This window comes from Pseudomonas sp. AC112 (genome assembly GCF_979253545.1).
The window spans coordinates 6,212,483-6,226,682 of the sequence record NZ_CEEDCM010000001.1 but is presented as its reverse complement, the minus strand read 5'-3'; the positions used below and the strand labels follow the sequence as shown (position 1 = coordinate 6,226,682).

Sequence of the window (14,200 nt, the reverse complement as noted above, 5' to 3'; positions counted from 1 at the left end):
CCATGCTTTCCAACCCTAATATCGACCTGGTTTCGCGCTTTCTTCGCCTGCCTCTGGAACAGCGCCAGCAGTTTTACCAGCGCCTGCAAAGCCGGGGCATGAGCTTCGCCCAGCTACCGATTGCCTCGATCCGCGAGGACGGCCAGAAGCTGCCGCTGTCCTACGCCCAGGAGCGCCAGTGGTTCCTCTGGCAGTTGGACCCGGACAGCGACGCCTATCACGTCCCCGGCGCCTTACGCCTGAGCGGCCAGTTGGACAAGGCCGCCCTGCAACGCAGTTTCGACACCCTGGTGGCACGCCATGAAAGCCTGCGCACGCGCCTGCACCTGGACGCCGATGAGCGTGCCCAGGAGGTGCTGGCCCACAGCGTGATCGAGATCGCCGAAAGCGCGGTCGACGAAGCACACCTCAAGGCCCGTGTCGAAGCTGAAATCGCCCGTCCCTTCAACTTGCAGCAAGGCCCTTTGTTGCGGGTCAGCTTGCTCGCAGTGAATGCAGAAGAACACGTGCTGGTACTGGTGCAGCACCATATCGTCTCCGATGGTTGGTCGATGGGCGTGATGGTGCAGGAGTTGATGCAGCTCTACGCCGCCTACAGCCAGGGCCAGGATTGTGTCTTGGCGCCGCTGCCGATCCAGTACGCCGACTATGCGCTGTGGCAACGCAGCTGGATGGAAGCGGGGGAGAAGGCCCGTCAACTGGCGTACTGGCGCGAACTGCTCAGCGGCGCGCAGCCGGTGCTGGAGTTGCCCTTCGACCAGCCGCGCCCGGCGCAACAGAGCTTTCGCGGCGCGCGCCAGGACATCGCGCTGGAGCCGGCACTGGTTGCGGGGTTGAAAGCCCTGGCCCAGCGTGAAGGCGTGACGATGTTCATGCTGCTGCTGGCCTCGTTCCAGGCCTTTCTTTATCGCTACAGCGGCCAGCCGGACATCCGCGTCGGCGTGCCAATTGCCAACCGCAACCGCGTCGAGACCGAGTCACTGATTGGTTTCTTCGTCAATACTCAAGTGCTCAAGGCCGACCTCGACGGCCAGATGAGCTTCGCCCAGCTGCTGCAACACACCAAGCGCCGTGCGCTGGAGGCCCAGGCCCATCAGGACTTGCCCTTCGAGCAACTGGTGGAAGCGCTGCAACCGGAACGCAGCCTGAGCCACAACCCACTGTTCCAGGTGATGTTCAATCACCAGGCCAGCACTCAAGCAGCAGCGCACGCGCTGCCGGGCTTGCGCGTGGCCAACCTCGAATGGGACACCCACAGCGCCCAGTTCGACCTGAGCCTGGATACCCAGGAGAGCGGCGACGCGATCTGGGCCTCCCTGACCTATGCCACCGACCTGTTCAGTGCCGCCACCGTGGCGCGCATGGCCGAGCACTGGCTGAGCCTGTTGCGCGCGGCCGTGGCGAACACCGCGTTGCCTTTGCAGGACCTGGCGACACTCAACGCCCATGAGCGCGAGCAGATTCTCTCTGAGTGGAACGCCACCAAGCGCGACTATCCGCAAGGGCAGTGGGTGCATCAGTTGTTCGAGGCCCAGGCGCTGGTACAACCGGATGCGCCGGCGTTGCGCTTCAACGAGGCGACCCTTAGCTATGCCGAGCTCAATAGCCGCGCTAACCGCCTGGCTCATCGCCTGATCGAAGCCGGGGTAGGCCCGGACGTGCTGGTGGGCCTGGCAGTGGAGCGTTCCGTCGAGATGGTCGTGGGCCTGCTGGCGGTGCTCAAGGCCGGGGGTGCCTACGTGCCGCTGGACCCGGAATACCCCCGTGAGCGCTTGGCCTACATGCTCGACGACAGTGGCGTGAAACTGCTGCTGACCCAGGCACATTTGCTTGATCAACTGCCAATTCCGGATAGCCTGGAAAGCCTGGTGCTGGGCGATTTGGCCTTTGAAGCCTACAGCGACGCCAACCCAGGCGTCGCGCTGGACGGCGAAAACCTTGCCTACGTGATCTACACCTCCGGCTCCACCGGCCAGCCCAAAGGCGCCGGCAACCGTCATTCGGCGTTGCTGAACCGCCTGCAATGGATGCAGGAAGCCTATGGCCTGGACGCCAGCGACACCGTGCTGCAGAAGACGCCGTTCAGCTTCGACGTGTCGGTGTGGGAGTTCTTCTGGCCACTGATAACCGGCTCGCGCCTGGTGGTGGCGGCGCCGGGGGATCATCGCGATCCGGCCACATTGATCAACCTGATCAATCAGCAGCAGGTCACCACGCTGCACTTTGTGCCGTCGATGTTGCAGGCGTTCCTGCAGGACCCGGCGGCGTCGAGCTGCCAAAGCCTGCAACGTATTGTCTGCAGTGGCGAAGCCCTGCCGGTGGACGCCCAACAGCAGGTCTTCACCAAGCTGCCGCAGGCCGGGCTCTACAACCTGTACGGCCCGACCGAAGCCGCCATCGACGTGACCCACTGGACCTGCATCGACGAAGGCCGCGACGCGGTGCCGATCGGTCGCCCAATTGCCAACCTTGGGTGCTACATCCTCGACAGCAACTTCGAACCGGTGCCGGTCGGCGTGCTGGGCGAACTGTACCTGGGCGGCGTTGGTCTGGCCCGTAGTTATCACCGCCGTCCTTCCCTGACGGCCGAGCGTTTTATCGCGCATCCGTTTGTCAAAGGCGAACGCCTGTACCGCACTGGCGACCTGGCGCGCTACCGCGAAAACGGTGTGATCGAATACGCCGGGCGTATCGACCACCAGGTCAAGCTGCGCGGCCTGCGTATCGAGCTGGGTGAAATCGAAGCGCGCCTGCTGGAACACGACTGGGTCCGCGAGGCCGCCGTGCTGGCGGTCGACGGCAAATACCTGGTGGGCTACCTGGTGCTGCACAACGCCGGCGACGACTGGCGCGATGTGCTGAGTGCCCACCTGGGCCAGCATCTGCCGGATTACATGGTGCCGGCCCAGTGGATGCTGCTGGACCAAATGCCCTTGAGCCCCAACGGCAAGCTGGACCGCAAAGCCCTGCCCAAGCCCGAAGCCACCCACCACTACGAAGCGCCGCAGAGTGGGCTGGAGCAGCAGATCGCCGCAATCTGGGCCGAGGTGCTGGGTGTCGAGCAAGTGGGGTTGAACGACAACTTCTTCGAGCGTGGTGGTGATTCGATCATCTCCATTCAAGTGGTCAGCCGCGCCCGTGCCGCCGGTATCCATTTCACTGCCAAGGCATTGTTCCAGCACCAAACGGTGCGCAGCCTGGCCCGCGTGGCGCAGTTGCAGACGGCTCAGGTGATCGACCAGGGCCTGGTGCAGGGCGAGACGCCGTTGTTGCCGTTCCAGCAATTGTTCTTCGAGATGGACCTGCCGGACCGTCACCACTGGAACCAGTCCTTGCTGCTGACGCCACGCCAGCCCCTTGAGGCGGAGCCGTTGGAAGCGGCGCTGCAAGTCCTCACCCAGCACCACGACGTGCTGCGCCTGAGCTTCAGCCAGCAGGCCGGGGCCTGGACCGCACGGCATGATGCGCAGGCTGCACCCCTGCTATGGCAGGCGAACCTACACGACGCCGCCGAACTGCACGCCCTGTGCGAACGCGCCCAGCGCAGCCTCGACCTGCAGCAAGGCCAACTGCTGCGTGCGGTGCTTGCCGAGATGGCCGACGGTTCCCAGCGCCTGTTGTTGGTCATGCACCACCTGGTGGTGGACGGCGTGTCCTGGCGAGTGTTCCTCGAAGACCTGCAAAGCCTGTATCGCCAGCAACCGTTGCCGGCCAAGACCACATCGTTCAAGGCCTGGGCCGAGCGCTTGCAAGCCCACGCCCGCAGCGAAGCCGTGGAGGCAGAAAAACACTTCTGGCTGCAACAGCTCCAGGGCGTGCCGACCGACTTGCCGTGCCGGGATCCACGCGGCGCACGTCCCGGTCGACTGGCGCAGACCGTGGTCAGCCAACTGGACGCCGAACACACCCGGCAATTGCTGCAACAGGCGCCCACGGCCTATCGCACCCAGATCAACGACCTGCTGCTGACCGCGCTGGCACGCGTCATCTGCCAATGGACCGGGCAACCCTCCAGCCTAATCCAGCTGGAAGGCCATGGCCGTGAAGACCTGTTCGACGACATCGACCTGACCCGCACCCTCGGCTGGTTCACCAGCCTGTTCCCGGTACGCCTGACCCCGGCCGAATCCCTGGCCACCTCGATCAAACAGGTCAAGGAGCAACTGCGTGCCGTGCCGGACAAAGGCCTGGGTTTCGGCGCGCTGCGTTACCTGGGTGACGACGCCACGCGTCAGGCGTTCAGGGCGCTGCCGGTGCCGCGCATTACCTTCAACTACCTGGGCCAGTTCGACGGCAGCTTTGACCAGCCGGACGGTCTGTTCACACCAGCTTCGGAGCACGCTGGCGCCGAACAGAGCCCGGATGCGCCACTGGGCAACTGGTTGACCCTCAACGGCCAGGTGTACGGCGGCGAACTGCAAATGGGTTGGACCTTCAGCCCGCTGATGTTCGACGCACCGCAGATCGAAGCCTTGAGCCAGGCCTTCACCCGCGAACTGACCGCATTGGTTGAACACTGCTGCACGCCTGGCAACAACGGCGTGACGGCGTCCGACTTCCCGTTGTCGCGCCTGAACCAGCAGCAGTTGGAGTCCCTGCCGTTGGCCGCCGACGCCGTTGGAGACATCTACACCCTGTCGCCGATGCAGCAGGGCATGTTGTTCCACACCCTGTATGAACAGACTGCCGGCGACTACATCAACCAGATCCGCGTGACGGCCGATGGCCTGGACGTGGCGCGGTTCCAGCAAGCTTGGGATGCCACGGTGCAAGCCCACGATGTACTGCGCAGCGGGTTCTTTTGGGAGGGCCAGCTCGAATGGCCGTGCCAAGTGGTCTATCGCGAGGCTCGGTTGCCGATCGAACACCTCGATTGGCGTGCCATGCCGGAGCGCGAACTGGAATTGCAGAACCTTCAGGAGGCCCAGCGCCGCCAGGGCTTCAATCTGGCCAAGGCGCCCCTGGTGCGCCTGGTACTGGTGCGCACCGATGAGCAACGCCATGAATTGATCTACACCAGCCATCACATCTTGATGGATGGGTGGAGCAATTCGCGGCTGTTCGGCGAAGTGCTGCAACGTTATGCCGGTGTCGCAGTGCCTGAAGCGGCCGGGCGTTATCGCGACTACATCGGCTGGCTGCAGCAGCGTGATGCCGCAGCGACTGAAACCTTCTGGCGCGAACAACTGAGCGTTCTGCAAGCACCCACACGCCTGGGCAGCAGCCAGCCGACGGCGGCGGACGGGCATGGCGAGCATCAGCTCAGCCTGGATCGCGCACTGACTGAACGGCTTGAAGCCTTCGCGCGCAATCACAAGGTCACGCTCAACACCCTGATCCAGGCGGCGTGGCTGGTCCTGTTGCAGCGCCATAGCGGGCAGCCGGTGGTGTCCTTCGGCGCCACCGTGGCCGGGCGCCCGGCAGAGTTGGCGGGGGTGGAGCAGCAGATCGGGCTGTTCATCAACACCCTGCCGGTGATCTGCGCGGTGGACGCCCAACAGACAGTGGCCGACTGGCTGCAAGCGGTGCAGGCGCAGAACCTGGCGTTGCGTGAGCATGAACACACCGGGCTGTACGATATCCAGCGCTGGGCCGGGCAGGGCGGTGAAGCCTTGTTCGATAACATCTTGGTGTTTGAAAACTACCCGGTGTCCAAGGCCCTGGAACAGAGCGGCGGCAGCGGGATCCGTTTTGGCGTGCCGGACTCGTACGAACAAACCAACTTCCCGCTGACGGTGCTGGTGGATGTCGGTGACACGCTGTCGGTGCAATTCAGCTTTGCGCGTGCGCATTTCAACGCAGTCACAGTGCAAACCTATGGCCGCCATTTGGTCAACCTGCTGCAAGCCATGCTCGAAGGCGACCAACAACGCCTGGGCGACCTGGCAATGCTGGAGGTGGCGGAACGTCAACAAGTGGTCGTTGACTGGAACGCCACGGCGCAGGACTACCCGTTACCGCACTGTGTACATCAACTGATTGAACAACAGGTGGCGCGCACGCCGGACGCTGCTGCGCTGGTGTTTGCCGAGCAGCGCTTGAGCTATGACGAGCTGAACCGTCGTGCCAATCGCCTGGCTCATCGATTGATCGAGGCCGGTGTGGGCCCGGACGTGCTGGTGGGCCTGGCGGTAGAGCGTTCGATTGAAATGGTGGTAGGCCTGCTGGCGGTGCTCAAGGCCGGGGGTGCCTATGTGCCGCTGGACCCGGAATACCCGCGTGAGCGCCTGGCCTACATGCTCGACGACAGCGGCGTGAAACTGCTGCTGACCCAGGCGCATCTGCTTGAGCAACTGCCGATTCCGCAAGGCTTGAATAGCCTGGTGCTGGGTGAAGCCGCGTTCGAAGGCTACAGCGACGCCAATCCTGAAATCGCGGTACACGGCGAAAATCTCGCCTACGTGATCTACACCTCAGGCTCCACCGGCCAACCTAAAGGCGCTGGCAACCGTCATTCGGCCCTGGCCAACCGCCTGCACTGGATGCAGGAGGCTTATGGCCTGGATGTCAGCGATACCGTGTTGCAAAAGACCCCGTTCAGCTTCGACGTATCGGTGTGGGAGTTCTTCTGGCCGCTGATGACTGGCTCACGCCTGGTGGTTGCGGCGCCGGGCGCTCACCGGGATCCGGCCAAGTTGATCAAGCTGATCAATACAGAGCAGGTCACCACGCTGCACTTTGTGCCGTCGATGTTGCAGGCCTTTCTGCAAGACCCGACGGTTGCGACCTGTCACACCCTGCACCGCATCGTCTGCAGCGGTGAGGCCTTGCCGGTGGACGCCCAACAGCAGGTCTTCGCCAAGCTGCCGCAGGCCAGGCTCTACAACCTCTACGGCCCGACCGAAGCCGCCATCGACGTGACCCACTGGACCTGTGTCGATGAAGGCCGCGACGCGGTGCCGATCGGTCGCCCGATTGCCAACCTTGGGTGCTACATCCTCGACAGCAACTTTGAGCCGGTGCCGGTCGGCGTGCTGGGCGAGTTGTACCTGGGCGGCATCGGCCTGGCGCGGGGTTACCATCGTCGTCCGGCACTGACTGCCGAGCGTTTTGTTGCCCACCCGTTCGTCAAGGGCGAACGCCTGTACCGAACGGGCGACTTGGCGCTTTACCGCGAAGACGGTGTGATCGAGTACGCCGGGCGTATCGACCATCAGGTCAAGCTGCGTGGCCTGCGCATCGAGTTGGGCGAAATCGAAGCGCGCCTGCTGGAACACGACTGGGTGCGTGAGGCTGCCGTACTGGCGGTGGATGGCAAGTTCCTGGTGGGCTACCTGGTGCTGCAAAACGCCAATGACGACTGGCGCAATGTGCTAAGCGCCCATCTGGCGCAACAGCTGCCGGACTACATGGTCCCGACCCAGTGGATGGTGTTGGAGCAGATGCCCCTGAGCCCCAACGGCAAGTTGGACCGCAAAGCCCTGCCGAAAGCCGACGCCAGCCTGCAAGCCCGGGAGTTCGTCGCCCCGAACAGCGAGCTGGAACAGCAGATCGCCGCGATCTGGGCCGAGGTGCTGGACGTTGAACGGGTGGGCATGCACGACAACTTCTTCGAACTGGGCGGGCATTCCCTGCTGGCCACCCAGGTGGTGGTGCGCCTGCGCGAGCAGTTGCACGCCGAATTCGACGTCAAATCGATCTTCACCACCCCGACCCTGGCTGATTTCATCGCCCATGTGGCGGCCCAGCAGACAAATAATTCGCCGGTGCAGGACGCATTGGCTAAATCCTTGGAGGCCCTCAAACGTCTATCAGCAGAAGATTTGGATAAATTGATTTCCTGAGGGGCGTGGCGTGCAAGCATTAATCGAGTCGGTAGGGTCACTTTCGGCGCAACAAAAGAAAGCGTTGGCGGTAATGCTCAAGCAGCAGGGCATCAACCTGTTTGAGATTGCCCCGGTTTTCAAGCGCCAGGAAGGTGAGCCCCTTCGGCTCTCTTATGCTCAGGAGCGGCAGTGGTTTTTGTGGCAGTTGGAGCCGCAGAGCCCGGCCTACCACCTGCCGCGCGCCCTGCGGTTGAAAGGCCGCCTTGACCGGGCGGCCTTGCAACGCAGCTTCGACAGCCTGATCGCCCGCCACGAAAGCCTGCGCACCTACTTGCATGAGGATCTTGACCAAGTGCTGCAAGTGGTCAGGCCTGAATTGCAGCTGGATATCCCCCTCGAAACGGGTGACGCCGCGCAGCTTGAAGCCCAGGTGCAAGTGGAGGTCGCCAAGCCCTTTGATCTGCAACAAGGCCCGCTGCTGCGGGTCAAGTTGCTGCAGGTGGCGCCCGATGATCATGTGTTGGTGCTGGTATTGCACCACATCGTCTCCGATGGTTGGTCGATGCAGGTGATGGTCGACGAACTGGTGCAGTTGTACGTCGCCTACAGCCAGGGCCAAGACCTGCGCCTGCCAAACTTGCCGATTCAATACCCGGACTACGCCTTGTGGCAGCGCAGTTGGATGGAAGCCGGCGAAAAAGAGCGTCAGCTCGGTTATTGGTGCGAGCAGTTAGGCGGCGAGCAGCCAGTGTTGGAGTTGCCGCTTGATCACCCGCGTCCGGCCGTGCAGAGCTATCGCGGTGCGCGCCTGGATATTGGCCTGGACGCGGCACTGGTCACCGGCCTCAAGGCGTTGGCCCAGCGCGAAGGCGTGACGCTGTTCATGCTGTTGTTGGCGTCGTTCCAGACCCTGTTGTATCGCTACAGCGGGCAGTCGGACATCCGCGTTGGCGTGCCGATTGCCAACCGCAATCGTTCGGAAACCGAGCGGTTGATCGGCTTTTTCGTCAATACCCAGGTACTCAAGGCCGACATCGACGGGCAAATGACCTTCCGTCAGTTGCTAGCCCAGGTCAAGCAACGTGCGCTGGAGGCCCAGAGTCATCAGGACCTGCCGTTCGAACAGTTGGTGGAGGCCTTGCAGCCCGAGCGCAGCCTGAGCCACAACCCACTGTTCCAAGTGATGTTCAACCATCAGACCGAAGGCCGTCGGGTACGTGGTGAGCAGCAGTTGCCGGGGCTGGCGGTGGAAACCCTGGAGTGGGACAGCCTGAGTGCGCAGTTCGACCTGAGCCTGGATACCCAGGAATCGCCCGAAGGCATTTGGGCGTCGCTGACCTATGCCACTGACCTGTTCGACGTGGCGACCGTGCAGCGCATGGCTGCGCATTGGCAAACGTTGTTGCGTTCAGTGGTCGGGCGCGCCGGCAATCGCATTGCGCAACTCGCGATGTTGGTCGACGACGAGCAACGCCGGTTGTTGCAAGACTGGAACCACAGCGCGGCAGCGTTTGAGGACCTGGTGGGTGTACAGGGATTGTTTGAAGCCCAGGTTCAGCAGCATCCCGACGCGGTTGCCTTGTGCCTGGACGATCAGTCCATCAGTTACGCTGAGCTGAACCGTCAGGCAAACCGTCTGGCCCATCACTTGATCAGTCTGGGCATTGGCCCGGAAGTGTTGGTGGGCGTAGCGGTCGAGCGTTCGTTCGATATGGTGGTGAGCCTGCTGGCGGTGCTCAAGGCCGGCGGCGCCTACGTGCCACTGGACCCGCAATACCCGCGTGAACGCCTGCTGCATATGCTCGAAGACAGCGGCGTGCGCCTAGTGCTGACCCAGGCCCATGTGCCGATGCCATTGCCCGAAGGCATGGCGACGCTGGACCTGGCGGATGCGCGCCTGGCGCTGTGCCCTGAGCGCGACCCGCAGGTAGCGGTCTCGCCGCAAAACCTGGCCTACGTAATCTACACCTCGGGCTCCACCGGCAAGCCCAAGGGCGTGGCGATCAACCATGCGGCACTCACCGAGTTTTCCAGCATTGCCGCGGGTTATTCACGGTTGACCCGTGAGGATCGCGTGCTTCAATTCGCGACCCTCAACTTCGACGGTTTCGTCGAGCAGTTGTACCCGGCATTGACCCACGGCGCCACCGTGGTGCTGCGCGGTCCGGAGTTGTGGGACAGCGCGCGGTTGTACGATGAAATCATCGCCCAGGGCATTACCCTGGCCGACTTGCCGACCGCCTATTGGAACCTGTTCCTGCTCGACTGCCTGGCCGCCGGCCCGCGCTCCTACGGCGCGCTTCGCCAGATCCATATTGGCGGCGAAGCCATGCCGCTGGACGGTCCGGCACAGTGGTTGAACGCCGGGCTCGGCCATGTGCGTTTGCTCAACACCTATGGCCCGACCGAAGCCACCGTGGTATCGAGCGTGCTGGACTGCACGGCGGGCACCGAACTGATCGGCGCCACCGCCAGCCCGATTGGCCGCTCGCTGCCAGGTCGCGCGTTGTATGTACTGGATCGCGATCTGAACCTGGCACCGTTGGGCGCCGTGGGCGAGTTGTATATCGGCAGCCGCTGTGGCCTGGCGCGTGCCTATCTGAACCGTGCGTTGCTGACGGCTGAGCGTTTTGTGCCGGACCCTTTCGGTGAGGCCAGCGAGCGTCTGTACCGTACCGGCGACTTGGCACGCTACCGCGCTGACGGTGTAATCGAGTACGTCGGCCGGGTCGACCATCAAGTGAAAATCCGCGGTTTCCGCATCGAGCTGGGTGAAATCGAAGCGCTGTTGCTGGCCCAGGCGGGCGTGCGTGAGACGCTGGTGTTGGCGGCCGACAACCAGCTCGTTGCTTATTTGGTTGCCGAGCAAAACGACGCCGAAGCACTCAAGTCGATCCTGTGTGAACAATTACCGGATTACATGGTGCCTGCGCACCTTATCTTCCTTGAACGCATGCCGCTGAACCCGAATGGCAAGCTGGACCGCCAGGCACTGCCCAAGCCGGATGCCAGCCAATCGCAGCAGGTGTGGGTCGCGCCGGTCACGGAACTGGAGCAGCAAGTCGCCGCAGTGTGGGCCGATGTTCTCGGCGCCGAGCGGGTAGGGCTGACTGACCACTTCTTTGAGATGGGCGGGCATTCGTTGTTGGCGATGCAGGTGGTGTCGCGCCTGCGTCATGCATTGGGGCGTGAAGTCCCGCTGAAACTGGTGTTCGAGCAACCGCGCCTTGAAGGTTTTGCCGCCACCCTGCACGCACTCGAGGCGCCGGAAGGTGAGCAGGCGCCGCCGCTGCTGGCGGTGGGCCGCGAACACCCACTGCCGCTGTCTTACGCCCAGGAGCGCCAGTGGTTTCTCTGGCAGTTGGACCCGGACAGCGCTGCGTACCATATCCCCAGCGCCTTGCGCCTCAAGGGGGCTTTGGATGTCTCGGCGCTGCAACGCAGTTTCGAGGCCCTGGTGGCGCGCCATGAAAGCCTGCGCACCCATGTGCAAGTGCAGCCGGAGGGCGCGCGGCAAGTGATTCGAACTGACGCCGCCTTGCCGATCAGGTTGGGCGAGGTCAACGAGGCCGATCTACAGGCCCAGGTCGAGGCCGAGATCGCCCGGCCATTCGATTTGCAAGAGGGGCCGTTGTTGCGCGTGACCCTCCTGCGCCTGGCCGAAGACGACCATGTATTGGTGCTGGTGCAGCATCACATTGTGTCCGATGGTTGGTCGATGCAAGTGATGGTCGATGAGTGGGTGCAGTTGTATGCCGCATTCAGCCAGGGCCGGGCGCCAGACCTGCCGGGTATGCCGATCCAGTACGCCGACTATGCCGTGTGGCAACGCACCTGGATGGAGGCTGGGGAAAAGGTCCGCCAGCTCGATTACTGGCGTGACCTGCTCGGCGGTGAACAACCCGTGCTGGAATTGCCGTTCGACCATCAGCGCCCGGCACAACAGAGCCATCGCGGCGCGCGCCTGGACGTAGCGCTGCCGACCACCCTGGCCGCCGAGCTCAAGGCCTTGGCCCAGGCGCAGGGCGTGACCCTGTTCATGTTGCTGCTGGCCTCGTTCCAGACCTTGTTGTACCGCTACAGCGGCCAGCAGGACATTCGGGTCGGCGTGCCGATCGCCAATCGCAACCGGGTTGAGACCGAACGGCTGATCGGCTTTTTCGTCAATACCCAGGTGCTCAAGGCCAATATCGATGGGCAAACCACCGTTGCCCAGTTGCTGGCCCAGGTCAAGCAGCGCGCGCTGGAAGCCCAGGCGCACCAGGACCTGCCGTTCGAGCAACTGGTCGAAGCCTTGCAGCCCGAGCGTAGCCTGAGTCTCAACCCGCTGTTCCAGGTGATGTTCAACTACCAGGCCGAAGGTCGCACCGGTGATGAACCCCAGGCGCTGGCGCAGTTGCGCATCGAAGGCTTGGCGTGGGACCGGCGTACCGCCCATTTCGACCTTGACCTGGATGTCCAGCAAAGTCCGGACGGGCTCTGGGCGTCGCTGGGGTATGCAACCGACCTGTTCGAAGCGTCGACTATCGAGCGCATGGCGCGGCATTGGCAGAACCTGTTGCAGGCGATGGTTGCCGATCAAGAGCAAATCATCGCGCACCTGAACCTGCTTGACTTTGATGAGCAGCAACACATTCTTCAACTGTGGAACCAGGCAGATGCAGGCTTCTCGGCCGAGCGTCTTGTGCATGAGTTGGTGGCTGATCGCGCCAGGGAAAACCCTCAGGCGATCGCCGTCAAATTCGACGCGCAAACCCTGAGCTATGGCGAGCTGGACAGCCAGGCCAATCGCCTGGCCCACGCCTTGATCGCCCGCGGCGTCGGCCCGGAAGTGCGCGTGGCGATCGCCATGCCACGCAGCGCCGAAAGTCTGGTGGCGTTCCTTGCGGTGATGAAAGCCGGTGGCGTGTATGTGCCGCTGGATATCGAATACCCGCGTGATCGCCTGCTGTACATGATGCAAGACAGCCGTGCGCAATTGTTGCTGACCCATAGCCGTGCGTTGCAGCAACTGCCGATTCCCGAGGGCTTGGACACCCTGGCGATTGATCGCACCGATGACTGGGCGGATTACGCCGACACGGCGCCAGAAGTGGCATTGGACGGCGATAACCTGGCCTACGTGATCTACACCTCCGGCTCCACCGGCATGCCCAAGGGCGTGGCGGTGTCCCATGGCCCGTTGGTGGCGCACATCATCGCCACCGGCGAGCGCTATGAAACCAGCCCGTCTGACTGTGAACTGCACTTCATGTCGTTCGCCTTCGACGGCTCCCACGAAGGCTGGATGCATCCGCTGATCAATGGTGCCAGCGTGTTGATCCGTGACGACAGCCTGTGGCTGCCCGAATACACCTACGCACAAATGCACCGCCACAATGTGACCATGGCGGTGTTCCCGCCGGTTTACCTGCAACAGTTGGCTGAGCATGCCGAGCGTGACGGCAACCCACCCAAAGTGCGTGTGTACTGCTTTGGCGGTGATGCGGTAGCCCAGGCCAGCTACGACCTGGCCTGGCGCGCACTCAAGCCGACTTACCTGTTCAACGGTTACGGCCCGACTGAAACCGTGGTCACGCCGTTGCTGTGGAAGGCTCGCCGTGGCGATCCATGCGGTGCCGTCTACGCGCCCATCGGCACGCTGTTGGGCAACCGCAGCGGCTACGTGCTGGACTCGCAACTCAACCTGCAACCCATCGGCGTAGCTGGCGAGTTGTACCTGGGCGGCGAGGGCGTGGCCCGTGGATATCTTGAGCGCCCAGCACTGACCGCCGAGCGTTTCGTGCCGGACCCATTCGGCAAACCGGGTAGTCGCGTGTACCGCAGCGGCGACCTGACCCGTGGCCGTCCGGATGGCGTGGTGGATTACCTCGGGCGTGTCGACCATCAGGTGAAGATCCGTGGTTTCCGCATCGAACTGGGCGAGATCGAAGCGCGCCTGCGTGAGCAGGACAACGTTGGCGAAACCGTGGTGGTCGCCCAGGACGGTCCGACCGGCAAACAACTGGTGGCGTATGTCGTGCCGGCCGAGGGCCCGCTCGTCAAGGAAAGCGAATTGCGCGAAACCTTGCGCCGTGCGCTGAAAACCCATCTGCCAGACTACATGGTGCCCGCGCACTTCATGTTCCTGGCGCAGATGCCGCTGACCCCCAACGGCAAGCTCGACCGCAAGGGCCTGCCGCAGCCGGACACCGCGCAGTCGCAAGGCGTCTGGGTTGAGCCGGTAACGCCGTTGCAGCAGCAGGTCGCGGCGATCTGGGCGCAGGTGTTGGGCGCCGAGCGCATCGGCCTGAACGATCACTTCTTCGAGCTGGGTGGGCACTCGTTGCTGGCCATGCAGGTGATCTCGCGTGTGCGTCAACTGCTTGAACGGGAAGTCGCCTTGCGCACCTTGTTCGAGGCGCCGCAGTTGGAAGGCTTTGTGTTGGCCTTGC

The 14,200-nt window shown here is 63.2% G+C and carries 1 pseudogene; it reads left to right on the top strand.

What is annotated here, in order from left to right:
* Positions 1-2 precede the first annotated feature (2 nt).
* Positions 3-14,196, top strand: a pseudogene (locus tag AC0IYN_RS28575) (non-ribosomal peptide synthase/polyketide synthase); the annotation flags it as partial.
* Positions 14,197-14,200 lie beyond the last annotated feature (4 nt).